At 53.4% G+C, this 26,310-nt stretch carries 21 protein-coding genes and 1 pseudogene; 6 read left to right on the top strand and 16 right to left on the bottom strand.

Translation table 11 applies throughout. The annotated features are described in order from the left end of the window. Position 1: 1 nt before the first annotated feature. Positions 2-142 carry an AbrB/MazE/SpoVT family DNA-binding domain-containing protein gene (locus R0125_RS07665; protein ID WP_317237727.1) on the bottom strand — a complete coding sequence of 47 codons (141 nt, stop codon included), beginning with the start codon at positions 140-142 and terminating at the stop codon, positions 2-4. Positions 143-516: 374 nt separating this feature from the next. On the opposite strand from R0125_RS07665, the pseudogene R0125_RS07660 reads away from it, so the two are divergent. Beyond that, positions 517-649, top strand: a pseudogene (locus tag R0125_RS07660) (integrase core domain-containing protein); the annotation flags it as partial. A 160-nt stretch (positions 650-809) separates the two neighbouring features. Here the strand turns inward: R0125_RS07660 and R0125_RS07655 are convergent. The 4 genes from R0125_RS07655 to R0125_RS07640 form a co-directional block, all read right to left on the bottom strand. Beyond that, the gene (locus tag R0125_RS07655; RefSeq protein ID WP_317237726.1) at positions 810-1,721 is read right to left on the bottom strand and encodes a hypothetical protein; all 912 of its coding nucleotides are present in this window, start codon (positions 1,719-1,721) and stop codon (positions 810-812) included. A gap of 479 nt (positions 1,722-2,200) precedes the next feature. Further along, positions 2,201-3,157 (bottom strand): ATP-binding protein, encoded by a 957-nt coding sequence (locus R0125_RS07650; RefSeq protein WP_317237725.1) that lies wholly within the window; start codon positions 3,155-3,157, stop codon positions 2,201-2,203. After that, positions 3,154-5,034: a Mu transposase C-terminal domain-containing protein gene (locus R0125_RS07645; protein WP_317237724.1), complete on the bottom strand. Its 1,881-nt coding sequence runs from the start codon at positions 5,032-5,034 to the stop codon at positions 3,154-3,156. Before R0125_RS07645 ends, R0125_RS07650 begins: the two co-directional genes overlap by 4 nt. Beyond that, the gene (locus R0125_RS07640) at positions 5,025-5,726 is read right to left on the bottom strand and encodes a hypothetical protein (RefSeq protein WP_317237723.1); all 702 of its coding nucleotides are present in this window, start codon (positions 5,724-5,726) and stop codon (positions 5,025-5,027) included. Before R0125_RS07640 ends, R0125_RS07645 begins: the two co-directional genes overlap by 10 nt. Before the next feature lie 210 nt (positions 5,727-5,936). Between R0125_RS07640 and R0125_RS07635 the strand changes: the two genes are divergently transcribed. The 4 genes from R0125_RS07635 to R0125_RS07620 all read left to right on the top strand — a co-directional run bounded on the left by R0125_RS07635 (position 5,937) and on the right by R0125_RS07620 (position 12,002). Further along, the gene (locus R0125_RS07635; protein ID WP_317237722.1) at positions 5,937-6,677 is read left to right on the top strand and encodes a site-specific integrase; all 741 of its coding nucleotides are present in this window, start codon (positions 5,937-5,939) and stop codon (positions 6,675-6,677) included. Positions 6,678-6,774: 97 nt separating this feature from the next. Beyond that, positions 6,775-10,311, top strand: coding sequence for a hypothetical protein (locus R0125_RS07630; protein WP_317237721.1), 3,537 nt, complete (start codon positions 6,775-6,777; stop codon positions 10,309-10,311). Further along, positions 10,295-10,768 (top strand): response regulator, encoded by a 474-nt coding sequence (locus R0125_RS07625; protein WP_317237972.1) that lies wholly within the window; start codon positions 10,295-10,297, stop codon positions 10,766-10,768. Before R0125_RS07630 ends, R0125_RS07625 begins: the two co-directional genes overlap by 17 nt. Then, entirely contained in the window at positions 10,761-12,002 is a 1,242-nt protein-coding gene (locus R0125_RS07620; protein WP_317237719.1) for a hypothetical protein, read from the top strand. Before R0125_RS07625 ends, R0125_RS07620 begins: the two co-directional genes overlap by 8 nt. A 120-nt stretch (positions 12,003-12,122) precedes the next feature. Here R0125_RS07620 and R0125_RS07615 read toward each other — a convergent pair whose 3' ends face one another. From R0125_RS07615 to R0125_RS07595, 5 genes are all read right to left on the bottom strand, one after another. Beyond that, positions 12,123-12,920, bottom strand: a complete 798-nt coding sequence (locus R0125_RS07615) for a site-specific integrase (protein ID WP_317237718.1) — start codon at positions 12,918-12,920, stop codon at positions 12,123-12,125. A gap of 930 nt (positions 12,921-13,850) precedes the next feature. Next, complete coding sequence (locus R0125_RS07610; RefSeq protein WP_317237717.1) at positions 13,851-14,390, bottom strand: hypothetical protein; 540 nt, start codon at positions 14,388-14,390, stop codon at positions 13,851-13,853. Between the two features lie 118 nt (positions 14,391-14,508). Beyond that, positions 14,509-15,114: an ATP-dependent zinc protease gene (locus R0125_RS07605; protein WP_248181238.1), complete on the bottom strand. Its 606-nt coding sequence runs from the start codon at positions 15,112-15,114 to the stop codon at positions 14,509-14,511. After that, entirely contained in the window at positions 15,114-15,686 is a 573-nt protein-coding gene (locus R0125_RS07600) for an ACP phosphodiesterase (protein WP_317237716.1), read from the bottom strand. The genes R0125_RS07605 and R0125_RS07600 overlap by 1 nt, the downstream gene beginning before the upstream one ends. Before the next feature lie 66 nt (positions 15,687-15,752). Next, the gene (locus R0125_RS07595; RefSeq protein ID WP_317237715.1) at positions 15,753-16,301 is read right to left on the bottom strand and encodes a porin family protein; all 549 of its coding nucleotides are present in this window, start codon (positions 16,299-16,301) and stop codon (positions 15,753-15,755) included. A gap of 254 nt (positions 16,302-16,555) precedes the next feature. Here R0125_RS07595 and R0125_RS07590 point away from each other — a divergent pair, with 254 nt between their 5' ends. After that, positions 16,556-17,971, top strand: a complete 1,416-nt coding sequence (locus R0125_RS07590; protein ID WP_248181302.1) for a TrkH family potassium uptake protein — start codon at positions 16,556-16,558, stop codon at positions 17,969-17,971. Between the two features lie 5 nt (positions 17,972-17,976). Here the strand turns inward: R0125_RS07590 and glgP are convergent, their stop codons facing one another. The 6 genes from glgP to glgC all read right to left on the bottom strand — a co-directional run bounded on the left by glgP (position 17,977) and on the right by glgC (position 26,294). Continuing rightward, positions 17,977-20,499 carry an alpha-glucan family phosphorylase gene (glgP, locus tag R0125_RS07585; protein WP_317237714.1) on the bottom strand — a complete coding sequence of 841 codons (2,523 nt, stop codon included), beginning with the start codon at positions 20,497-20,499 and terminating at the stop codon, positions 17,977-17,979. A 22-nt stretch (positions 20,500-20,521) separates the two neighbouring features. Further along, positions 20,522-21,292 carry a glucose 1-dehydrogenase gene (locus R0125_RS07580; RefSeq protein WP_317237713.1) on the bottom strand — a complete coding sequence of 257 codons (771 nt, stop codon included), beginning with the start codon at positions 21,290-21,292 and terminating at the stop codon, positions 20,522-20,524. Between the two features lie 32 nt (positions 21,293-21,324). Then, positions 21,325-21,690 carry a PilZ domain-containing protein gene (locus R0125_RS07575; RefSeq protein WP_248181231.1) on the bottom strand — a complete coding sequence of 122 codons (366 nt, stop codon included), beginning with the start codon at positions 21,688-21,690 and terminating at the stop codon, positions 21,325-21,327. Between the two features lie 131 nt (positions 21,691-21,821). Then, entirely contained in the window at positions 21,822-23,315 is a 1,494-nt protein-coding gene (gene malQ / locus R0125_RS07570; protein ID WP_317237712.1) for a 4-alpha-glucanotransferase, read from the bottom strand. Further along, positions 23,312-25,039 carry a glycoside hydrolase family 57 protein gene (locus tag R0125_RS07565; RefSeq protein ID WP_317237711.1) on the bottom strand — a complete coding sequence of 576 codons (1,728 nt, stop codon included), beginning with the start codon at positions 25,037-25,039 and terminating at the stop codon, positions 23,312-23,314. The genes malQ and R0125_RS07565 overlap by 4 nt, the downstream gene beginning before the upstream one ends. Continuing rightward, the gene (gene glgC, locus R0125_RS07560) at positions 25,029-26,294 is read right to left on the bottom strand and encodes a glucose-1-phosphate adenylyltransferase (RefSeq protein ID WP_248181228.1); all 1,266 of its coding nucleotides are present in this window, start codon (positions 26,292-26,294) and stop codon (positions 25,029-25,031) included. Before glgC ends, R0125_RS07565 begins: the two co-directional genes overlap by 11 nt. Positions 26,295-26,310: the final 16 nt, after the last annotated feature.

Raw genomic sequence — 26,310 nt, 5'->3', positions numbered from 1 at the left:
ATCACCTAACGTCGGATTCCTGTAAACGGTGCTCTGCGGTTATATCGACGTCATCGCCGGGCTTGAGTCCGAGAGCATCCATCAGTTTCTGCGGCAGAATAACCACCAAATCCTCCCCATTCACCTCAACACTAGTCTTCACTGGACTCTCCTTATCGCTAATTCTCGTTGATATTGGCGGCGGTGTCCCTCGAAAACAAAAAGGGAAGTAGACCATCCGGGGCGCCGACTAACGGAAATTATGACAAACCACTGTCTAGGGCAATGTCGCACAATGCTCTCAGAAATAGTGCCTTCGGTTCCCATAGGTTTTACGTATGCTATTGAAGAGTAAACTTGTCAGTATCACCCAACGTCAACGCTGGCAATGATGCCAGGCGAACGCAACACCTTCCCAGTGGTGTGACGCGCCGGAGAGTGCCTCGGCATCGTGGTTGGACAGAGCTGGAAGGGGATGATGTTCAGTAAGCGTTAACGGCGATTGCGCGCTTCCGGGGCAACCCGGACGTGCTTCAGACCCACAACGCAACGGTAGAACTGTTCAATGGACGATTCCGGCAGGAGTGTCTGAATGAAGACTGGCTCTTGTCACTGAGACGCCAGGGAGAAAATCGAAGCGTGGAGGACGTTCCATCGCCAAGTCAGACCCTCGTTCCGCATTTTAGTGGTGCACGCGCTCTGACTACGTCAGAAAACGTGCGGTTTCACCAAGACAACAGAAGCAATCAGAGCCGGATTTGCCAACTCTGTGTGGACCTAATGCGCGGTGAGGGTCACCGCGTTTTGAATTTGGACTGCCCGAAATACGCTCATGTACCTAAAAGAGGGCAGAGTGCGTTTTTCATGCTGGCTTTTGAGAATTCTGCGAGGAACCTGGGAGCAACTACGCAAACGGTTCTGGGGCTTGAAAAAAAGAGATGGAATGGTTGTTCATTCTGATTCTCCGGCAGAGCCAGTGTCGGCAAACGGTCTTGGTAAGTCTGCCACCGCCATTGTGGCCCTTCCATTGAATGGAAAGTCTTGGAGATAGCGAAAGCGACCAAAAAGGTCTGCCAAAGCTTCATTTTATAAATATAAGTGCTCATTTTTTCGGTAGCCCCCTCCTCAACGCCTTCGGTAGGCCATGGGTATCCATTGCGGAGGTGTGTGAGCCGATCCAGCATCCTTGGCCGGTTCGGTGGTCCTTGCGTCCAAATGGGCATCCTGAAGTAAGTGCTGTTTCTGTATTGCCTTTGGCCCGGCTTGAGTGAAGTTGTGCACGACCAAACCCACAGAATTTCCGAACCAACATCCAAATATTGTATGTGATTGCCATATTTTTGCTGCAAATGAAATTCCCCGAACTCTGCATTGTCACCCAGGTCATTAAGAACTTTTCGTAATGTTCGAAACATGCCAGTCCGAGTCTGATCTTCGTCTTGGCTATCCATCGAAGAATCAGGTTTTTTTCGAAAGACGTCGAGACGAACCGGGGGTGTCTTTTTCAGTCGAAACCGGCGCTCGATGATGGGGGGCAGTTGAACTCCAAAACTGTCGCAAAGCGTTTCCCAGCGGGGATTTCTTGGAACGCAAACAACTGGCCAGAAACGGTCAGTGATTGCTGGAGATTTGATTTCGCTTGTGTCGTATGCCGTTGCTTGACTTGCCCTCAGGAGGACTAAACCCTCTCGTCCCAGATAATTATGGATAACCGCATCCATCTCAACCAAGGCTTGCCACATTTTTGGCGGCTCCAGGGCTCTCCTTCTCGCCAAGCCTGAAAATTCAGCACCAAGTCCACAGCACTCGCATTGGCGTTTAGGAACTTCATAGAAATGTGGCCACGGTCGATTACAGTCCGGACAGCGGTAGACCAGATCGAGCTCGTGAACAGGACATTTTTTAATCCACGTGAGTTCAAACAGGTAGCAGTGGTAGCCAAATCGAGCACACGCTGGGCAATTTCGGGTTTGCGTACCCGAGAAAAGTGATCGAGGCTCGGTATAAGAAATTCCCAAGTTAAAACAAATTTGCTGCTCTACTGCTCTGGCCAAAGCGGGCTGGTGCGCTCTGGCGAAAGCGGGCTGTTTTCTGTGGCCCGCCTGATTCTCCTTTAGCAACTCGGATATTCTTGAATGGCCCAGTGCCCGATTCGCAATCAAAAATCGTCGGTAAGCCCCGACGTCACTCTCAACAGGCCGCCGAAGCTGCAACCCTGCATTCAGCACTGCTCCACCCTCCCTGTCAGGCTTACGAGGCTCGGTTCGATCCCGGCTCCCGCGAGACTTTTGACGACGCAGGCTTCGATCAAGGCCGAATCGTCCTTATCCGTGCAGTAGGGTAGATAATCCATGACCAACAGATTGGTAGCACGGACAAAATGTGCCATTCCGAACGAATCCTGTCCGAGTGGTAACCCGTAGTTCTCTCGGTAGTAACGCCAGTAAAACGGAGCGATACTGGCCAGTCTCCAACCCTGTTCATAAAGCTCAGGGTAAAAGCATTCGGTCACTCGTCGTTCGGATCCATCATCAAGGCGATATTCATCGTATTGATTCAGACAAGCGGCAAGCTCTCCCTCCGAGCGAATTCCGTAGAAGTACTCCAGATTGTAAAAGAATCGCTCCCGGACATAACGATTCTCTATTTTCATCAGGGTGCGGGCGAGTGGCCGAAATTGATCGAGGTTTGCGACAAAGAAAATAGCGCAATTGATTCTCATAACGACCAATTCGTTATAGATCTCGGCGAACGCATTGAGTTGTTTTGCGCTTAGAAGTTGAGCCTCGTCAATAAGTAGAGCGACTTGCCGAGTGCTATTGGCTTGCGCGGCATCCGCCAGATGCACGGTAATCCAGTCAAGCAGTTTATCAGCTGTCTGCCTGCCAACCTCGGCACCCAGCGCGCGAGCAATTTTTGCAAAAACCGCGCGCACAGTCTCAGTATCCCGTTGCCCATAATGCGTATAGAAAACGTGGATACGTTCTCCGGATCGGTTTGATAACTCGCTCAGTATTCTGCGAATTGCCGATGTCTTACCGAGTCTGGCTTCACCGACGATGACACAACCAGTGTCCCCACATTGCAAACACTGTTCGATTCGATCTCGGAGTCTCGACGCCATGGGTGTCGGTATCCAAAATTTCGACGCATCCTCCAGAATCATCGCGCTACTCATCTCGGTTTCTTCCTTTTTCGGGCCATGTCTGGGTTCCAGTCAGGTAATCGCTTGAGAGCATCTTCAAGCCTGTCGACCGTCATCTTTTCAAGCTCAGGCGCCACCTCGGGGACCAAGGGTTTGGCTGTCTGTGTCCTGTTCCGATCAATTCGCAATAGCGTTAAGGCTTCCTTTGGTAGGTGACGATGGGCAAGGGTGTAATCGAAGTACTCGCCCATTGGATCTCGGCTGGAGAGTTGGCGCTCGCGCACTAACGTGTTGATTCGTTTCCTCAGCGCGACACTGTGCCCGAACCTCTGCCACGTTTTGGGCGCCATAACCGTTCCCAGGGCCCGCCCGTCCAGAGAACAGACGCGTAACGTCCGTATGTCTCGTATGTCAAACAGTATCTGGACTTTCTGATTAAGCAGATCAGCATCATTGATCGCAGCGCCACGATACTGACAACCCTCGAAATTGATGCGTGGCGAATCCGCGCTAAAGCCTTTTCGGACCGTTACCGTCTTCGCCCGCTCAAAAGTCTGCAACCCGGGGTGCTGATCAGGCGCTCGAAGCGGCAAAAAGTGACCCGTCATTTGATGCTGAATTTGCTCCATGGGCGAAACGCCGCCGAGGGATTTTAAAGGTTTGAGGTTTTGCTCGGTCAGGAGGACGCTCAGTGTCTGTTCGAGTGCGTCGAGTGAAATGAGGGGCGCCTTCTTCTGGTTTTTCAGTGGCTCCCTGCGCGGGTCGATGGGTGAAGTCCCGGTACTCGAGGGGAGTCGGTGGATATCAACGTTCACACGCCTGAACGCCTGCTCCACCATCGCCCTCGCTTTGGGATTTTTCGGAAGTCCAAAGTTGCCAGTTGCTCCGAGGTGGTCGCAGATCATTCTTCGCACTGGGTGGGAAAGATGAGCCAGCGCGTTATCCATTCTTATGATACCAAAACTTGGGCGGCAGAAGGCTTCGCCCAGCGCCGTCGGAAAACCGGCGTTTGCCGCGTAACTCAGGCCCGGAGCGGTCAGCACCATTGGTGACCATGGCTGTATCAATTGTTCTAACAGGGCCAAAACATCAGCCGCGTTTGGATGGGTCGTCAAGGCAATCGTTGCCGCAAGGTAGCAACCTGTCCCGATATCTCTTGCCAACAGAATCGATATTCGGGCAAGACGATGAGGCTTCATCTGATTGTTTAAAATGACCGCTATGGACCCGTGGCAGTCCACACTGGCTTCATCAATATGAATTTCGCGGAAGGCCCGAATCGGTGGGAGGTTAGCACTGATCACCCGGACCGGTAGTCGCGGCATTCGGTGGGTCTCTAATTCCCGTTTGAGGAATCGACGGATGGATTCATAGCCCTGGCTGACCGAGGTAAATGGGTAGGTATCCATGGGCCAATTCTGTGATTTCAGATGGGTGATGAAGACAGCGTGAAGACCACGCGGTGTCAGATTTTGTCCCCGTTGACTGCGTTTAGCCGCGTGTCGAATGTGTTTGTGCAGGTGTTCTCTAAGGCCGGGTACCGTTTCAAGCAGGTAGCTGAATCCACACCGTGCGCCCTTTTCTTCAGCGAGCGTGGAAAGGGCAGATTGTCTGGAAGAAGGCACCAGCCGCTGATGGGGCACTAGCGCTTTACTGAGGGCCGGCGGTGCGTTTTCATCGCCACCCAGGCAGCGAGTCATTAGCTGTGAGATCCTCGCGGCTGAAAGGTTCACCGTCTCGCTCACGCTCTTCAGCGATTGACCGGACAAAACCTTGGCTACTGCGCGTCGATTAGTCAAATAGCCCCGGCGGTTTTCAGGAGCCAGCGCGGTTGGGTCCACGAATGGCCAGCGCGCTATGTCGTTCCATTCCGGTTCAACGACCAGCCGTTCTCGCCAGGTTAATGCCATGCGCTCACCACAGTGCCGTAATCAAGGGGGGCCTCGCTCAAGTCGCATGCCAGAGCATGCCGGTGAAGCAACCGATAAAGCGCCAACTCCCTGAAAAAGCCGTCCTCGCGTGCCGTGTCTGCCAGCAAATCAGCCACAGCCACCGTTTCCGCAGATTGCGCGGCCCACAGCAGTGACGCTTCCTCTCTCGCAGTGTCAATGCCTTGATAATTAGCCTGTGCCAGCACCTGAATGACTCCAAGCCAGTTAAGCGCCAGGGTCTCACGTTCCAGGACCGTCTCATTGGCAAGTACCCTGAACGACATACCGTATTGCTCAAAGAAGGCACGCAACGGGACCTCCAGCTGTGGATCCATTTCACCGCGCGGTTTAAGTTCCAGTACCTCGATCCGCCCACCCCGAACCAGATACACATCTGGAATGTATCTCCGACGATTGACCCGCATGGCGAAAGGTTGCGGCACGAAGTAACTGACCTCCCCATCCGCCTCGAGCAACAGGGCGTGTATAAATTCGGCGTAACAGTGAAAGCAGGCTCGCTCGGGGAATTTCACACAGCATTGCTCGTAGTAATCGGTCGACCGCGTCAATTTGAGGGACGTGGGCTGCTGTGTCGGGATCGGCTGATCCTGGCAAAAACGGACGTGGACGTGTCCCAACAATGGCATTGGGCGCGGATGCGATGGAGCCATGACCGGTCTCCCAGACACAGACGATCAAAGTAGTATAGTTTTTGATCAATATTTCGCCAGTGTGACCCTTGTTGACGTTTAAAGGTAGTTCGTCAATCAGGCCCTGTTTCTTGCAGTTTTTCGTGACCTTGCCATACTGTAAGGGTCGGAATAGGGCGTTTCCTTGGGTCCATAATTCCTCTCCGTAATTGACAGAACCCTGGAAAGGAAATGTCAAAATCCATCACCAGCGCGCGCTCATTTCCACGAGAGGGACCAAGCAAACGTCCGTTTGGATTCGAAGAACGGCCTATGGTGTCGTTCCCGATTCAGCGCGTCGAGATCGATTGGGACCGGCTCATTGCCAAGCGGCCGATGCTCCTAGAAAGCCTGGACATCATGCCCAAGTACCTGCTCAAGCCCGAGGTGCTGACCCTGCTGGAGGCCGAGACCCACCCCATGCACCGGCTGATCCTGGATCTGATGTGGTGCACCGGCGCGCGGGTCTCCGAGGTGCTGGCCATCACGCCGGCGAGTTTCCACGACGACGGCTACGACTTCGGGGTGGTCCTCAAGACGCTCAAGCAAGGGGCAGGGCGGCCGAGCAAACGCAGCCTGCAACGCTCGCCCAAGCGCTTTATCCCGATCCTCGACCGGGACTTCCAGACCCGGATCCAGAGCTACCTGTGGATGGGGAAGTTTCGGAAGGACGAGCGAATCTTTCCGATCACGCGCCAGGCGGTCAGCGCCAACATCGACCGGTTGATCGAGCAGATGCGGGGAGAGCCGCCGTTCAAGATTGGGTGCCATACCTTTCGGCACAGTTTTGCAGTGCATCTGCTGCTGCACGGTCGCCCGCTGAAATTTGTCAGTCAATTACTTGGGCATCGAAGTGTCGAGTCGACAGAGGTGTACACCAATGTGTTAACGTTTGACGGTGCGCATTTTTTGGAAGGAGTGGAATTTCACTAATTTAATTGCAAACATGGAACGCAATTCAAGCTGGAAAATTATATAAGCAAAAATTAAACATGCATTATTCAACGGCCAGCATCTATGGAAGGTAATCTTGACTAGTAGAAATTCAAAAAAACAAGCCTTCAAAAAATGCCAGAATCGATTTAGAGGACTTATATCTGCTTACCGCTCAAACAAGTTTGAGATGGATCGGAGATTGCCGAAAAGTCTCGTGCTAAGAAGTGGAATCAAAGAGCTTTATCTCGAGGCACAAGCGATCCTTCATCCCTCGCAGTACGATGCCTTCCTAAATTGGGTTGATGGTCAGATCAAGACAAGTCTCAGGGACTTTAATCTATCTCCGATTGGTTATGAGGAACTCAGTGGCGTTGCCAGCACAATTCCTCTGACACCGATAGAAAACCAATTATTGTGGATGGCTGTCCGATTCAATAGAAAACGGAATGATTTCAACAAGTATGTCGAGATTAAGCAAAGCGTAGAGCAGCATGCCCTACATGGAGACTATAGCCTTGCATTAAACAACCTCGATGACATCGACGCGATTTTTGGAAAGTCGCTTTGGTCAGTTCAGGTCAGGATTGCGGTAACCCAGCAGTTTAAAGGGCTAGAAGAACAAAAGAAGCTTACCGCTGAAATACGAAAAGTCTTCCGCCACGGTCTTTTAAATTTTGTGGCCTTCTACACGAGTGTTAGAAACGAAGAAAAAACGTCATTCCAGAAATATGTTTCTGAGGTAGGCCAGAGACTGGCAAACCATAAAAACTATTCCACGGCAATTAAAGACTTTCTCACGCTCATCCTCACTAGGCAGTGGCCAAATGAACTTGATAGAAAGTTAGGAATAATCCAGGTCTCTGAAAGCCATTCTCTAATCGATTCTTTCGAAACCTTTATCCAGCTTTCCGAGAACTTGGTCGAAGAGTGTATTGCTCTTCCTGACAACCAACTAGGGTCAAGACAAATTCTTGCTAAGCCATTAGCAGCCATCAGTGGTATCAACGACTACAGAGTCCAAAAACTGAAAGCCACTCTCGGCGGAGCTAGAGAAGACTGTCCTCTAGACTTGAGAACTAATTCAATAATTGAAAATCTTTTGGCCGGTAAGGCTACAGATGCCTACCTAGAATTATCACAACAAATAGACGTGAAAGCCCAGTTTGATGCCTGGCATTTGATCTACGCGTGCTACGCTCTTTTTTTCAAAAAACGAATTCCTGAAAGATTCTCAAGCGGTGTCGCTGGCGCAGCAATTGCGTCTATTTCACGCGTTCTTCGTGGTGAAGACAGAGTAGAGTGGTCAGGCGTGAGCCAGAAGTTGTGTGCGAATTTTTGCTTTCTACCCTCAATTCATGGAGTCGAAAAATTTCTGGAGGCAATTCTAGGTAAAACCGCCTCAATTCGCGCCTCCCTCGCAACTGTCTGTGTAAACAGTAGGTTTGCTGGCCCTGAAGATATCCTGGTTAACTTGAGTAATAGAGAGACGGAAGCTTGCTTTGGCCAAGATTCTCAAAGTTACTTATTGCGCCTCTGGCGCAGCTTAGTAATTGGTGAAATGGCAGACCCCAAATCGCCAGGGGTTCAGGATTTCTTTTTTTTGGGGCTTTGGAATCTCGAAACTGGAAATGCTGAGAACTCAAAAAATCTGTTAACAAATGCCCAAGATCTTGACGAATTGGGCACGTTCGATCTTTTTATATTTGATGGCCTAATTACTGCTAACACCGAACTAGGAGAATACGAGGCGGTAATTTCGCATACGTCTCGTTTGGTGGCGAAACACCCTGAAATTTACAGCGTGCTTCCCAAACTTAAAATATTCGGCGACCTCACTTGGGCCGATTTCAAAAGAATCGACCCGAGCTCACTCTACAGAGCCATTGGCCTCCACATAGCCTGGTCTATGTTCGAACAGTCGAAAGCCGCAACAGAATTGCGTTTCGTAACTGGTAATTTAATTCGCGCTCATTCCGTTGGTGTACCTTCAGAGTTAGTAGACGTTAAGGAACGATTTCATCCTGACGAACTCATCTATTTTCTCAAATTCGTCTGTACGCCCAGCATTCTCGATGGAACACAAATTTTCTCAAGTTCGCGATCCGTAATGGAGGAGCGCCAAGCAATCTGTGCTGCCTTAAGGGAATTAGATCCAGGGAGATCGTTAGAATATGAGGAAGAAATATCCCTTATAAGCAGCCAGTTGGCTCATAGCGACGTTCAACATGTAGTTGATAGTACGAGGATATATGTCGACACTGAGGCCCTACAACGTTGGGCGCTTAGGGAGCTTTCTGAGGATATCGAACGGTGTAGGGATCTAGCTAAAGTCGACTTCGATGATCAAGTAAACTTTGACGATCTCTTTGCCGATTTATCGCAAACAGCGAAGCCACAAGAAGGTATTTTCAAGCCAGAAACTGAATCTGAACTCTTGTTGCTGCAGATCTTCGACAGGATGAGAGAGGAATTTCTCAACAATCCAAGCTTTGGCCTAGATTTTTACCTAAGCAAACGGGTAAGACACCAGAGTTTCATTGGCTTTATCCGAGGCCCTCTAGAGTTTTCGAAGTTAATTTCGAACAAAGAAACAAAACACGGCCGATATACTCCAAATTTGGATTGGGTAGAAAGACTTGGAGTCACTGATCAAGAGTCACGTGGATCACTAACTGCGGCATTCTCAAGGTTTTCTGAGAAGTTCGACAACATTCTCCTGGACGCAAAAAACAATAAATTTCAGATTCGCTCTCAAGAAAAACCTGAGGGTCTAATCACCCTTAACTTTTCCGCTCAAACTGTAAGGCTTGCTCAGGTAATCTTTCGAATGGATCTTTCAGTTGAGGAATTTATCTCAACAGCTGTCGCGGTATGCTGGGGCCAACTTGAGGTCTCTCTAACTGAGGCAAGAAGTTACATATCGTCTACCTTAAAATCAGACATTTCAGAATGCTTCGACGAATTACGTCACTCTATCAAGAGAAAACTTGGAACTACTGAAAAAGCTCTTGAGGCCGACATGCAAATTGGCCAAAACTCCAATGAGGTTCAACGAAAACTGGATGAAACGAAAAAATGGTTTTCCCACAAGGACATAGAACAGTATAAGCGTTCATTCAAGCTCGAACACATTGTAAACATAGCGATTGACTCATCACTTAAATGCCATCGTTCGTTTGAGCCAAAGATATCTAAGACGGTACAAAATGGCGAGATGGAGATGACTGCAAGCGCCCTTGTCTTTATTAATGACGCAATTTCTGCAGGGGTAAGCAATTCAGAGAAGCATTCTGGATTAAGACGCCCGCAGATTGACATTGATGTGATTCCATTAGTCGAAGAGCGAAGACTATTGATAAAGGTAGTAACAGACTCGAAACCATCTAACAAAAGCCATAATTTAGAAAGAATCCGCGAGATAGAACAACTTATCGAAGAGGGAAAGTTCCATAGGCGTTCTCGGAAAGAGGGTGGCAGTGGCTTTATCAAACTTGCTGCCGTAGTCAGACAATCTGACAGAGGTGGTATTGATTTTGGTTTTGAAGGCGACGGTCGATTTCACCTGACTGTCTACTATTCTTTGCTCATCAATGAACCCGACCGAGTAAGTGAAAATGAAAGTATCGCCTAAGATACTCGTCGTAGAAGATGAAGACCCCAAAATTGAGCATCTCATGAGGTTCCTCAAAGTCGTTCATGAGGATTTCGAGATTGAAACAGCTCGCTCTGTAATGTCAGCACTCGAAAAGATTCCCCAAGTGAGGCCTAGTTTGCTGCTGCTCGATATGTCATTGCCGACCTTTGACGTTGGCGATCTCGAGTCAGGCGGACGGCCGCAAGGCTACGGTGGTCTAGAGGTCCTTCGTCAAATGGTAATGTTGGACTTGGATTGCCCAACCATCGTAATCACGGGATACGAAGCATTTCCTGGTGACACAGGGGAACCTGTCGATTTGGCAAAACTTAGCAAAAGCCTGAAAGAAGAGTTCCCAGAAATTTTGAAAGAAGTTTTGCATTACAACTCCACCAATGACGAGTGGAAAACAAAACTAAAATTCTATTTATTGGAACTTTTTGACCATGGGTGAGCAGGTAAAAATTCTCATAGTTGATGACGATATTCGCAGGTACGCGAAGCTGACGGATGCTTTTGAAAATGCTGGAATTGAGCGTAGTAGTGTGAAAATTGTGCCATGCGCGAATGACGCCAGGGACGCACTGAGTTTGGAGAATTATGACCTCTTAATTGTCGATCTTCTACTTTCACTGTGGCCAGAGCATGATCCGGACCTCCAGCATTCAATAGACTTATTGTTTGAAATAACTGAAGGTGACTCACTTAAAAAGCCGGCACATATAATTGGTATCACCGGCGACCTTGAATTCTCAAGTGACGCAATCAAGAGTTTTGAGTCTTACACATGGCAGGTAGTTGAGTATTCCGAATCTGAGGATTCTTGGGTAAATCAAATTTTGCTATGTGTTGAATATTTGGTTTCCAAGCAAAAAGAAAGCGGAAAGGGTGACGTGTCGCAGTCAGTAGTGGACATAGCAATAATCTGCGCACTACGTTCACCTGAATATGACCAGGTCATTGCTCTAAATTGGAACTGGGGGCCACCAAAACCGATTGATGAAGTTACCTTCATACAAGAGGGGCACTTTTTCTCTAACTCAAAAAAAATAAAGGTGTGTGCGTCTTACACAAGTCGAATGGGCATGGTTTCCACTGCATTGAAAGCCGCTTCAATAATTAATTTCATGCGCCCCAAAGTAGTGGCAATGTGCGGAATTTGCGCAGGTGTGCGTGGAAAGACAGATATGGGGGACGTTCTATTTGCGGATCCCGTCTGGGATTTCCAAAGCGGTAAGCGAGTCAAAGATTCAGATAATGCTTCCTTCTCGATAGCGCCCCACCAGCTCCAAGCAAACAACAGTATTAGAAGTCATGTGGAGCAACTTCGAGATGACCGAGGTGCATTCACGGAATTGGCGTCAAAATATCAACGTGCTCCCAGAATTCCCAACTTGATCATTGGACCAGTGGCGTCGGGCTCTGCTGTTCTGGCAGACGGCGAAGTAGTAGAGGATATAAAGAAACAACACCGCGAGTTAATTGGAGTTGAGATGGAGGTTTATGGACTGTTTGCAGCCGTAGATAACTCGTCTACTCCCAAGCCTAAAGTGTTTGCTCTGAAGTCAGTTTGTGATTTTGCTGATCCTGATAAATCAGACAATAACCAAATGTTCGCGGCTTACACAAGTGCGCAAACACTGGGGTTGCTGTTGGAGAGATTTGGCGACCGACTTACAAGAGACTAGCTCAACTCCTTTTTTTCCAGCCGTGCGCTCTGAACGCAAAGGACGGAATCGATACTTTATAGCCGGACACATAGTCGTGTTTAGGGGTGTTCTGGGTTAACACCAGCGTCATGTTTTGAGTTATGAAATATAGAGGTAGCCGGCATCTTGCAATGCCTCTTTCAGCGACTCTTCAGGGGGGTCCTCATAAATCAAGGTCGTTGATGCTGAAACATGGCCTGCAATTTTTTGGGCAATCTTTACAGATTTTTTCTGGTCGTGAATGATGTTTGTCATTAGAGTTCGTCGGCCACTGTGTGAACTCGCCCGTTCAATCCCTGCCCATTGCCTCTGCATAAGCGCAAAGTGCTCTTGGAGAGTGTTTGGAGAGTAGGGGCCGCCTTTTTGAGTCAGGAATAGGGCATCGCTTTTTTTTAGCGAAGGGTTGCTGGCGAGGCGGACTGAGAGGTAGTTTTCTAGGGCGGTTCTCAGGGCAGTGTCATTCATCGGAAGATCTCGCGATTTACCTCGATGTTTTTTTAACTCAGGATAGAAATCCTCAGGTTTAATCTCCGCACCGGCCTTTGCCATTGTCTCAATACGCCGCACCAATTGGTCGAAATCGTGCACACTGTAGCTTATCCGGCGACGTTGATACGTTGGTTTAGACCGCTTCAAGGCATCTGCACCCTTGGTGTAAGCGGCCGGCAATGCCAGAAGTTCCTTAAGCTTGAATGAACGCTGGCCAGAGCTTTCAGGGCCGAGCTCGGCCACGTCTTTGATCTGGAGAAGCGCGATCTCTTGAACTCGCAGTCCGAGCTTGAAGCTGATCTGTACGAGGGCTGTGTTCTTTTCCGGGTAGCGGTGTTCTTGAATAACCCTCAAAAGGTGAGCGAATTGATCGGGCGTGAGTACGCGTGCCTGGCCGGTTTTGCTCATCGAATAAGCTCCTAGTAAGCCGCTCGGATGCGAGGAGAGGGGAAAGATAAAATCCGTAATAATGTTATTTTAACGGATTTATTGCTCTCATAGGGGAAATAGGCCGTTTCATGATCATTTTATCTACGCTATCGATAACTAGGCATTTACAGACAGCAAGATGTGGCCTTGATCGAAAGCGCTATTTTCCTTGTCGACGTTCCTATATTTCCATTCAATAACATAAAGTTGCTGCTTTTACTGACTTACTCAAAAAGGCATTAGTAGCGTTTAGTAACTCGAAATACTAAATCGATTTTCCTGCTATTGAGTCGGAATCGATGCCAACCAGATAATCACTGCATACATCAGCGAACTGTATAGGTTAGCGCTAGAGCAATGCTCGTACGTGTGCTGCGTCTCTTTAACGTCATCCACGAACGGCGGCATGGGAGCTCCAGAACCCGTATTGAATCCTGCTTCCAGGCTGAGATCGAAGTCACCTACGAATTGGCGAAGCATTCCAAGCTATAGATTTCCACCATCATAACAGTGGCTAAGGGGAACCACTGCAAGGCAATTCAAAGTACTGCACGCTTTGTGCAAACCCCAGATCATTTATTCTTAACCTTCGGCGGCAACCAAATGACGCAAACCTACGAGAAACAGGGGGTACGCAGTTTTAAGCACTTTGCGTGGAATATAAGTACTTTGTGTTGAAGCTTTAAGTACTTTGTGTGGACGTCTAAAGTCCTCACGCATCGCCTCTAAGGCAGGTTGTGGTTTGCCGTCCAAAACCACATACAATACTGCGCATAATGTATATTATGTTAAATAGGATATTTGGAACTCAAGACATACGACTCGGCAGCTGCCGCAAATGCCACGTTACAGTGGCATCCCCGATAACCCCCACTCTAACTCTTCGATGAAAAAACCGACCCAAGTGGATTAGAGCTGGCTCGACCGCCCGGCAGTCCCGATGAACACATAGTTGGATCGTGCTGCGCGCCCGGTTCCGCTGACGGACACGTTATGAACTGAAATGACAAGATCACCCGCGTCAGGGTTACGGTAGCGTGTCACTACCCCTGCGTCTTCACCGTCACGGGTCCGGTTAGCGATTTCCGGTTGCCAGTTGTCACCCAGGCAGCCGCCAACGTACTCCACGGTTTGCTCGTATCGATGCTCCGCGATCTCGTTGTTCGGTGCGTTCAGTGAACAGACATACGCCGTATCGCCACCGGCCCACTCCCAGATCTCGCAATGCCCTTTCACGATGTCTTTCTTGGCGCGGTATAGTGTTACGGTATTGAAGTCGGAGCGGCTGCCACGAAGGTCGGCGTATCGATTCGGGTAGTCAGCGACGATTGACTGAAGATCGGCACAGGGGTCGTCTGACAGCGCCGGGGTTGATGAGAAACTTGCACAGCCCGTGGTGATCACGGCTGCAATGCTCAGTGGGAGTAAGCGGAAACCTGCGGCGGACATGTTGACCTCTTGAGTTTAGCCTTGGGCGGCTTGGCTACCGCAGTTTAGGAGAGTCCGGAACAAAACCGCAAGGTTTCCTGGCCAGTGCAGCAAGCGACATGAGTCGCCTGGCCTGAATTCACTTGACCGGCGTGGCGTTATTGGCGCTTTCGGCGATTTGGTCAAGGGTCTGATGCTCGCACTCCTTCTCAGCCAGGAAGGCGTCTGCAGACGTAACCAGGATGTTGTCATCGCTCATGAATCGGCGGCCCAGCAACGCCGGATACGAAAACCGGCCCCGGTCCGTCAAAGAAAACTCGGTTTCGTGGGTGCTCCCGGCAATGCAGAATTCCATGCGCACAACGTAGCGTCGCTGGGATTCGGCGCCTTTACGTTTGATAAGGACAGTGCGCTCCACCGGCCGCTCAAACTCAAGCGTTACGTCGTCAGGCTTCACGCCTTTCTCGCCACTCTCCTGGTCGCGGTGATCCGCAAGGGGCACCTGAAAGCTCACCCACTTTTCATCACCTTTTTCAAATGACTCCACATTGACCGCATGCAGTGAAGAGGTTTTGGCGCCGGTGTCCAGGCGTGCTTTCAATCTCAGCCCGGTGTCCTGCAACACAACCCATTCCACAAACCCCAGAGATTCCGGGGGACGTTCGGCTTTCCTGTTCTCTTCGGCCATGATCGGCATTGCTGAGCTCAAGACTGTTGCCAGGGTGAGTCCTGCAATTAACTTCATTAATTCTCTCCTGCGAAGGTGATCAGGTCTGGGAAAAATGACAGGAAGCGTTGTTCCAGCTCCCGGTCGTGCTGTTCGATTTCCTGGATGATGTCGAAAAACCGGTGCCTGAAACGGATACGTCCGGCCACGCGATTCAGCGCATAACCCAGATTATCGAGATCAGCGTAGGCGTTGAACCAGTCGTTTTCGGCCATTCTCCGGGTCACCCGGCGCATGTTGTCAGGCATCAGGTGCTCATGTTCGCGGAACTCGCGATACATGCCAGCGATAAAGATACCGGTGTCCAGATTACTGAACTGTTGCCAGTGTCTTAACAGGTAGTGATCATAGAGCATGTCGAGGGCAACGCCGGCAAAACGGCGACGTTGCGAGGAGAACAGGCGTTTGCTGGCAAGCACCTGAGGGTGGGTGTCGGTGAAGGCGTCTACCGCCCGGTGGTGTCGGATGCCCTGCCTGACTTGGGGCGGCAATCCGTCAACATCGATGCCACGGGCGAAATCCCCCATCAGGCTTCCGATTCGGATCAGCGGAGCGTCTGGTGACAGGAAGAGGTGGGCCAGATGGTTCAAGAGAGTCCCCGAGTGCAATCCGCCACGGCAGGGTCCCTGCCCCGCCGTGGCCGACGGTTTCTCCGGTCAGAAGTGGAAGGTTGCGCCGAGGCCGAGGCCGTCTATGGTGGTGCCGTCCTTGTCATAATAACGCATGTATTCGAGGTTGCCGGATAACTGAGGTGCCATCTCAATATTCACACCCAGGCCGTACGACAGATCGGAGTCATCATCGGTCACACTGCCGAAGGGACCTTCAGCCTCAAGTTCAATACGGGTAAACCCGAGAATAACGTACGGCGTTGCCGGAGACTCGTTGGCAAGGTTCAGGGTGGCGTAGCCCCCGAAAAAGTTATCAACCGAGAAGTCGATACCCCCAACGGTGTCATCGTCTACGCCAAACCCGGCACGGGCCTCAAGTCCGAAATATGGCGAGACCAGGCCACCAATCTTCCCTGACAGAGCGCCGAAGTCGGCGTCTGCGGAGCCTTCGTCGAGGTTGAAGAAGGTGTAGTTAAGACCGCCGTAAAGACCGGCGCCGCCTGACTTGTACATGTCCTGCGCCATTGTCGGAGTGGTTGCGACAGCGCCGGCGAGGGAAACAAGACCAAAGACCAGTGAACGTGAGGTTGTCATCGCTATCTTTACTCCTTTCTGATCATCAATGATGGGTTGCGTTGAAATTGCACCACCACAACGATTTAATCCAGCGCAGAGTTCCTCATTTACCCGATATTTACATCGATTTAATGTCCCGGCAACCCGCGGCAAGCTGTGGTTCGGCGTCTTGCGTAAGCTCCGGGCCGCATGTATTCTGACGCCGACTCTCTTATCAGCCGGTTCGAGCTCCCTTGAGAAATCTGAATCCTGTCATTTTTATCATCAGCGTGATGTTTGTGCTCCTGAGCATATTCATGACGTTACCGGTGTTTCTTCTCGCAGGTTCTGTGGCTCCCAACGCGGAGGCATTCACAGAATCGGCTGCTATTGTGTGTGCACTCGGAATCCTCGGTATTCTGGCGACTTACCGCCAACCGCGAGATCTGAAGCCGCGTTTCATGTTTGTGCTGACGGTTTCCAGCTGGTTCGTCATCGCCCTGCTCGGTGCTCTTCCCTTTTATCTGAGTGACACCGGCATATCGCTGGTTGACGCCGTGTTCGAGGGCACTTCTGGCATCACAACCACCGGTGCGACGGTGCTGACAGGGTTGGATTCCATGGATCGGGACTTGCTGCTGTGGCGCTCAATTCTGCAGTGGATTGGCGGTATCGGCATTATCGGCATGTTCGTAGCGGTGCTTCCGTTTCTGCGCGTCGGTGGCATGCGACTTTTCGCAACGGAGTCCTCAGAATGGACAGACAAGGCTCTGCCGCGTATGAAAACCCTGAGTCGCGGGCTGCTGGTGGTCTATATCGTTTTTTCCATCGTTGCTGTGGTGACTTATTGGCTTTCGGGAATGACGCTGTTTGATGCCTTCAACCACGGCCTTACGAGTATTGCGACTGGCGGCTTCTCCACATCGGACGCCTCAATGGGCAAGTTTGACTCTGATCTGATCCTGCTTCAGGGCAGTCTATTCATGATGATTGGCAGCCTGCCGTTTTTCCTTTTTGTGCGGGAAATGCATGGCCAGCATGGTGTGTTGTTCCGGGACCAGCAGGTCCGGTTGTTCCTGACCATTCTGCTGGTGATTCCGGCCATGCTGACACTGTATCGCTGGTACGTGTCCACCGGCGATTTCGACCCCTTTCACGGATACGTGTCCACCCTGTTCAACGTGACTTCGGTGGTCACCACCACAGGGTATGCCTCTGAAGATTATTCTGCCTGGGGACCCTTGGCCTTCGTGCTGTTTTTCTTCCTGATGTTCGTAGGCGGTTGTTCCGGCTCCACCGCCGGTGGCATGAAGATTTTCCGATTCCAGCTCTCGCTCATTGTGCTTCGGGAGCAATTAATGCGCCTGCTGCACCCACGTGCGGTGCTGACCCGTAATTACAACGGGCGTGCGGTCAGTGATGAGATCATTTCCTCGATGATCGCCTATACCTTCATTTTCCTGCTGTGTCTGCTGGTCATTACCGTAGCTCTGGCCGCACTTCAGCTGGACTTCATCACCAGCCTGTCGGGCGCACTGACGGCGCTGACCAATGTAGGCCCGGGTCTGGGAGCCATTATCGGGCCTGCGGGGACCTTCCAGTCGTTGCCGGATGCCGCCAAATGGATTCTTGCTGTGGGTATGCTGATGGGGCGTCTGGAGATACTCAGCGTGGTCATCGTGCTGTCCCCGGCGTTCTGGCGCAGCTGAACCGTTTACGAGCGCCACAGAATGTGGGGGTCTTCCAGCGGCAGGTTGAGCCGCCGCTCTGCCATCACCAGTCGCGGGGTGTAATGCTCAAGGGGGCGAGCGGGCGCTCGGCAGCGAAACACATAGCTTCGCGTTGAGCCACTCAAAGCGGCTTCCCGGCGCATCCCGATCACCGCACGGCCGCCCTTCTCCCAGGCTTCCGCCACCAGCTCCACCTTCACCAGGGCCGGATCAAGCCCATTCAGGTAAACGTTCAGGCTAACGTCCATGCCATCAGCCTGCTCGCTGACCTCCAGGGTCCCGAACCGTAGTAACGGCCAGTGTTCCTGTAGCAATCTCTGTTGTTGCACCAGTTCCTCGGCAATCTCAGGAAGGCGTTCGTGGCTTTTTGCTGCCATCGGGAGGTAGAAGCGCTCGGTGTACTCCCGCAACATGCGGTTTGCTGAGTACAGGGGCGTCAGTGTCTCCATGCTCGCACGAATCATCGCCAACCAATGTTTGGGCAGTCCACTGGGATCGCAATCGTAAAAACGGGGCACAACTTCCTGCTCCAGCAGGGTGAACAGCTCTGCGGCGTCTTCCCCGTCGTGTTCGGCAGAGCTGCTCAGTTGGCTGAAAGTGGCGTCCTCGCGAATGGCCCAGCCCACCTCCGGTCGCCAGGCTTCCGCCCACCAGCCGTCAAACTGCGACAGATTCAGCCCACCATTGACCAGCACTTTCATACCGCTGGTGCCGCAGGCTTCCCAGGGATGCCTCGGGGTGTTCAGCCACACGTCCACGCCCTGTATGAGCTCAGTGGCCACGCCAATGTCGTAGTCGTCGATGAACACCACGCGGCCCTGCACATCATGACGTTTAATGAACTGTTTCCAGCGTTTGATGATGGCTTTGCCACGGGTGTCGTTGGGGTGAGCCTTGCCGGCCAGCGCGATCTGCAGCGGCCGGTCGCGGTCGTGCAGCAGTTTCAGCAGGCGTGGCTCGTCAGTCAGCAACAGGTCTGGTCGTTTGTAGTCGGTGAAGCGGCGGGCAAAGCCCAGTGTCAGGGCGTCGGTATCCAGCAGGAGACCGCAGGCAGCTTCCACATTCGAGCCGTTCCCATGCTCACAATGCTGGCTGTGCAGCCGTGCCCTCAGGAACCGGATCAACCGGTGACGCTGGTGAGTGCGCATCGCCCAGAGACTGTCATCGGAAATAGTGCCAAACGGCACCCGGGTCTGCTCCAGATTCCCGCACCAGCGGTTTTTACCGCAGGCGGTCGTCCAGAGGGCATCGGCTTCCGGCGAATCCCAACTGGGGGTATGCACACCGTTGGTCACGTACTCCACCGGGATGTCTTTCAGCGGCCAGCGGGGAAACAGGTCGCTGAATATATGGCGGGACACCTCTCGGTGGATGCGGCTCACGCCGTTGATGCGGCCGCTCAGGCGAACGGCCAGGTAACTCATGTTGAACTCGTCATCGTGGCGCCCTTCCCTCTGGCCCAATAGCAGAAAGGTGGTGACGTCCAGCCCCATGTCTTGCAGATAATCGGTCAGATACTGACGAATCAATCTGACGGGAAACAGATCGAAGCCGGAGGCAACAGAGGTGTGGGTGGTAAACAGATTACTGGCGCGGCTTGCCGCGCGCGCGGCGTCGAAACTCAGGTTGGTCCTGCTGCTCAGGGCCCGGATTCGCTCCACCAACGCGAACGCACAGTGCCCCTCGTTGATGTGAACCACCGACGGTTGAATGCCCATGTGTTGCAACAGTCGCCAGCCGCCGATACCTAGCACCAGTTCCTGTTGCAATCGTTTTTCCGGATCACCGCTGTAGAGTTCGCTGGTAATGCCGCGGTCTTTCGGTTCGTTGCGGGGGTCGTTGCTGTCGAGGAGCAAAAGACGGCAGCGACCGATACGGCCAATCCACACCCTCAGGCGTACCGACCGGCCGGGTAAATCCACCGCAATGCGCACCCACTCTTCCTGATCGTCTCTCAGCGGCATCAATGGCAGCATGGTGGGATCGTTGTAGGGGTAGAACTCCAGTTGCTCGCCGTCGGCGCTCACTTCCTGGCGAAAGTACCCCTGCTGATACAGCAGGCCCACGGCAATCACCGGAATGCCCAGATCACTGGCTGCTTTCAGTGTATCTCCTGCCAGTATTCCAAGCCCACCGGAATACAGTGGCAAACACTCGGCCAGTCCGTATTCCATACAGAAATAGGCTACCTGCCCGGTCAGCGCATCCGGCCAGGTGTCTCCGAACCAGGTGGGGGACTGGCAGAACGCATCGTAGGCTGCAAGCTGGTGAGACAGCAGTTCGCTGAACGTGGGGTCTTCAGCCAGGTGGTCAAGCTGCCTGCCAGACACGCTGTTGAGAACCAGCCAGGCGTTATGGGTGGCGTCCCAGCATTCCTGATCGATGGAACGCCAGAGCACGTCGCTGCCGTGGTGCCAGGTCCAGCGCAGATCCAGCGCGAGCTCGGCAAGCCCGGTCAGTTCACCCGGCAGTTTGCGGTGAAGGTAAAGCCCGGCGGAGGCTGGCATGGGCGCGTTATCCGTCTGTCAATCAGTGCGCGGTGTAACCACCATCAACCACCAGCTCGGATCCGGTGACAAATTTCGACTCATCCGACGCGAGATACACAATGGCCCAGGCAATGTCGTCAGGCTCACCCATGTGACCAATGGGGTGCAATGCGGCTGTCGCTTTGCGGGCTTCCTCGGGATCGGCACCTGTGGTTTTCAGATGCTCCTCCACCAACGGCGTCCAGATGAAACCGGGATGAATTGAATTCACGCGGATCTGATCCGGGGCATAGATCAACGCATCGGTTTTGGTCATCAGGCGCACCGCGCCTTTGGAAGCGTGATAGGGGGGTATGTCCGGCGCGCTGACCAGGCCATAAATGGATGACAGGTTGATGATACTGCCCTTACCCGCGGTTTTCAGATAAGGAATCACGTGCTTGGTGCAGAAGAACACGCCTTTCACGTTCACCCGCTGCACCTCGTCCCATTCCTGTTCCGTCAACTCATGGGTTGGCTTGTTTGCGCCGGCAATTCCGGCGTTATTGACCAGCACGTCAATTCGACCGAAGTGCCCTTTTACGCTGCCGATAGCGCTTTGCACCGAGGCTTCGAATCCCACGTCACAGTGCCAGTAATGGGCTTTCAGGCCACGTTCGACCAGATCCACTGCCAACGCTTCGCCTTCCGTATCTTTGCAGTCAAAAATGGCCACAGCGGCGCCCTCCTCCGCCATTCTCGTCACCGCTGCTTTGCCAATGCCCAGTGCGCCACCGGTTACGATGGCCACCTTGTCCTTGAGTCGTTCCATGATGATCTTCCCTGTTGCAGAAATTGCAGTGCTCAGTGATAGGAGTTGTGCCGTATTGGTGGAAAGTGGCTGACGATGTGATTGTGCTTGTGGAGCCAGGACAACAAGGCGGTGATGGTGAACCCATCGTTATCCATTCCCTCGAAATCCACCCCGAGCCCGTTGTCGCATTTGCGGACCACGTGCGCCTTTATGCGACGGAAAGCATTTTCTTTCCGGTCCGGAAATCTGAATTCCAGCTCAACTGTCTGATTCAGTTGAACATCGGTGTAATCGGTGGCAATGAATAGCCCGCGTTTGCTGGCGTCGCGGATCTGTCCCGTCGCGACCGGCAAGCCGCGCTTGTAAACCAGAAGCCCGAGCTTTCCCAATATGCGCTTGCTGAGCCTGTGTTCCATGGGGCCTCCCCTATTCGCTGATCGAACACCCGAGTTGGGTCATTATTGATCAAATAATAGACCCTATACGGGAAAACCGCTGTTGATTCAGATCAACTATTAACCACCTGCAATTCGTCTCCCATGCAAGCCTAGGGAAGACGCCCGTAAAGTCTTGCCAATTCGTGAATACGGTCAGCTAACCCGTCTGCACAAAGACTCCAATCCAGTGTCCAGATCCAGTTTCCTGAGGTCGTGCCCGGCGTATTGAAGCGGCTGCTTCCGTCCAGACCCAGCAAGTCTTGCATCGGAAACATGGCCAGTTGGCAGACTGACTGGAAGCCCGCCCGGATTACCGGCCATGGCATCGGGTCCGCAGAGTTTCCGAGGTAATGATCAACATATCCGCGGGTGTGGTTGTCGAGGCTCAGGTACCAACCCAGGGTGGTGTCGTTGTCGTGGGTGCCGGAATACACCAGATCCCGTCGCCGCTGGTTGTGGGTCAGGTGGGGATTGCCGGCGCTGCCGTCAAATCCGAACTGAATCACGGTCATGCCTGGCAAGCGAAAGGAATGACGCAGTGCCTCCACCTCGTCGCTGATGATGCCCAGATTTTCGGCCACCAGGGGTAAATCGGGAAAACGCCCGAAGCAGGCCTCAAGGAATCGTGTGCCCGGGCCCTCCACCCAATAACCGTTCTTCGGTGCCGGCTGGTCGGCCGGGATTTCCCAATACGCGTGCAGTCCCCGGAAATGGTCGATGCGGATCAGATCGAAGAAACGCCTCTGGGTGTCCAGACGCGACAACCACCATGCATAGTCGTTCTTTGCCATCGCGTCCCAGTCATAGACCGGGTTGCCCCAGTGCTGGCCTTCCGGCGAGAAATAATCCGGTGGCACGCCGGCCACACATTGTGGCTGGCCATTCTTGTCCAGCTTGAACAGGTATGGTTCGGCCCACACATCGGCGCTATCGTGTGCCACGAAGATGGGGATGTCTCCGAACAGCAGAATGCACCGCTCGCTGGCATAATCCCGAAGCCGATGCCATTGAGTGTCGAACAGGAACTGCTCGAATCGCAGTCGTCGCAGTGATTCCCAGTGAGTTTCCGTAAAACGGGCCAATGCCCCGGGCTCCCGGTTTCTCAGCTCACTGGGCCAGCCCAGCCAGCTCTGGTCGGGATAGACCTCACGAATGGCGCAGAACAGACAGTAGTCATCCAGCCACTGCGCGTTAGCAGCGCAGAACGCGGTAAATTCATCCCTGCCCGATGCCTCGGGTCGCGCCTCTGAATCGTTGAAGAAGCGGTCACTTGCCAGCGCCAGAACAGATTTTCGCTGCGCGCTGTTGTTTTCCGAACCCAGCTCATCCTGGCGGACCAGGCCCGCCGCTACCAGTTCCTCAAGATCAATGAACTCCTGATTGCCGGCGTGGGCGGATAACGACTGATAGGGCGACAGATCCGCGTGAGTCGGTCCCAGAGGCAGGGTTTGCCAAACGGTCAGGCCGGCCTCTGCCATGAAGTCCAGAAATCGGCGCGCGCTCTGGCCGAGCAGTCCGTGCCGGGAGGGCAAACAGGTTGGATGAAGCAACACGCCTGCGCGCCGGTGGTTCAGAACCTCCGATAATTGGCGGCCGGAGGTCATGCGCCGGTGTCCGCATCATGGCCCGGGCGCATCGCGCCGCCGCGGGCGGGAGCGCCACTGCCCTGGCTCAGTTTCTGGAACACCGAAGGGGGTGCCGGGTAGCCAATCAGTTCGTACAGGTTCACGAGGTGCCGCCGGTACAGGTGTTCGAAATCACTGACCACCTGGGCCGGGTTGTAATCACCAAACCACCAGAACCAGTCTGAGCCTTCGCAAATTGCCAGCTGTTGCGTGGCGGCCGCTTTTTGTTCCGTCGTCAGCGCGCCGTTATCCACGGCGCGATCAAAATGCTGCTTGGCCTCACAAAGCAGATCCCAGGCGCGGTTCTTGTCCGGGTCTCCCATCCAGGTTGAGAAGGTGCCGTAAATCCAGCTGCCGGCGACGACCGTGGGTAGGCTGACCGGCGATAGATCGCCCTGCTCAAGCAGCTCCCGGTAGGTCGTCAGCTGCAAGCGGGGATGGCTCTCGAGAACCTCGTACAGTTCATCGAGAAAGTGAAAGGCATTCTCCGGATAGTATTCCCACGCATTTTCCCCATCCATAATTACCGAAATCACCTGAGGCCCGTGATCAGTGCCGTGGGACGCAATGGTTTCCATATGAGAGGTGAGATCCGCGACAGCATCCGAGGCGTGCCAGTCTGCGTAGGTAAACCCGATCAGGTCAGACAGGCCGTCATCCCGGAAAAAAACGGTGATGTCCGCATCGCCGAACCGGTAGGCCTGATGAATGGACGGGTTCTTGATTCCCTGCCCGGCCGCTCCCGCCGAACGCAGGCTGTTGTGGAGTACGGAATCACCGCTTGCCGTCCACCGGAAGCCAGCTTGCGCGAGTTGCTGGAGTGTCTGCTGGCTGAGGCCCCCTTCCGACGACCAGCATCCGGTCGGCTCCATTCCGAAAAAGCGTCGGAACACCTCCCGTGCTTGCTGAAATTGCCACCGGGCGCGGGCCATACCTTCCGGATAACCGCTGTGGGCGGGCAGCGGGATCTCCGGCATGGCTTCCCGGGCGCTACCAAGATCAATCAGTAACGGCACCATGGTGTGACTGTAGGGGCTGACGGACAGCTCCACCTGGCCGGTCTGGGCCAGGTGGCGGTAGCGAGGACCAATGCCGGCGAGGGTGTCGAAGATCACGTTCAGCAGAGCGATGCGGTCATCGGCACTGAAACCCTGAGCCTTCTCCTGCAGCGACTGCACGCAGGCATTGCGGCGGCGGATGATCTCGCCCATCCAGCCCAGGTGATACCATACCAGCAGATCGGACAGGAACGCCGGGGCGATGTATCGCTGCATTTCCGGCCGGGAACGGTAGAAGTCGGCGAGCTGTGACAGGCGGGCAAAGGCTGGAAAGCGTTGAATGATGCGCTCAGAGTTGGCCCGCAAACATTTTTCCATGATGTCGAGGAACCCCGGCGCGCCGGGTTCCGGCAGTTCGCCAGCTACCAGTGCCGCCAACAGCGGATCACCGATCTCGCCGGCACCGTGGCGCCAGCGTTCAATATCCACCAGGTAGATTTCAATCTGCTCCAGCAGGATCGGGGCAAAGTTCACCACAGCTCGGGCACCCGGGTGCCCCTCCAGGTGGGCGGCCATATCGCTGTAGTCTTTCAGGGCATGCAGGTACACCCAGGGAAACAGGAAGGTACCGGTTTTCTGATCCCGGTAGCCCGGCTGATGCATGTGCCAGCAAAAGACCACGGGCGTGCGGCGGTCAGAGGCCATGGGGGTAATCCTGCCCGAGCATCTCGGGGGTGACGAGCACCACGCCCTTGGGTGACACGTAGAACCGTTCCCGGTCCTTGTCGGGATCGACGCCGATGGTGGTGCCCTCCGTAATACGACATCCACGGTCAATAATGGCGCGGTGGATTTCGCAGTGGCGGCCGATATCCACATCGGGAAAAATCACCGCATCCGATACCGTGGTGAACGAATGTACCCGCACCTGCGAGAACAGCAGGGAATGCCGGACTAACGCGCCGGAGACGATGCAGCCTCCGGCCAACATGGAATCTACTGCCATGCCCCGGCGGTTGTCATCGTCAAAAATGAACTTTGCCGGCGGCAGCTGTTCCTGGTAGGTCCAGATGGGCCAGTCCGGATCATAGAGGTTCAGCTCCGGGCTGATACCGATCAGTTCCAGGTTGGCCTGCCACAGGGAATCGATGGTGCCCACGTCTCGCCAATAGGCCGGCTTGTCTTGTACCGGGTTGCGGAAAGGAAATGCCATCACCCGCAGGCGGGCAATGATGGAGGGAATGATGTCTTTGCCGAAATCATGTGAAGAGTCCGTGGCAAGCTGATGATCCCTGAGCAATTCATCAAACAGAACCCGTGTGCTGAACACATAGATACCCATGGATGCCAATGCCCTCTCCGGCTGGTTCGGCATCGGTTTGGGTTGCTCTGGCTTCTCGACAAACTCGGTGATCCGCAGCTCATCATTCACCGACATCACACCGAATGCCGACGCGTCCTCCAGCGGCACTTCGATACAGCCCACGGTGACGTCTGCGTCGTTCTCCACGTGATAGGCCAGCATGGTGCCGTAGTCCATCTTGTAGACGTGGTCCCCGGCGAGGATCAGTACATACTCGGGCGCGTGGCTGCGAATGATGTCCAGATTCTGCAACACGGCGTCCGCTGTGCCCTCGTACCAGGAGGTCTCGATGCGCTGCTGCGCCGGCAGCAGTTCCACAAACTCGCCAAGTTCTCCGCGCAGAAAGCCCCAGCCGCGTTGGATGTGGCGCATCAGGGAGTGGGATTTGTACTGGGTAATCACCCCGACCTGACCGATACCGGAGTTGATACAGTTAGATAATGGAAAATCGATGATCCGGAACTTGCCACCGAATGGGACGGCGGGTTTCGCGCGCCACTTGGTGAGGTCGTACAGACGTGATCCCCGACCTCCAGCCAGCACCAGTGCGAGGGTCTGGCGTGTGAGTCGGCTGACAAAACGTTTGGCGGTTTGCATGGCGGCTTCCCTGACT

It is taken from the genome of Marinobacter sp. M-5 (assembly GCF_032911545.1).
GTDB classification, from domain to species: domain Bacteria; phylum Pseudomonadota; class Gammaproteobacteria; order Pseudomonadales; family Oleiphilaceae; genus Marinobacter; species Marinobacter goseongensis.
The sequence above is the reverse complement of the archived record's forward strand: the minus strand, read 5'-3'. Positions and strand labels throughout refer to the sequence as shown.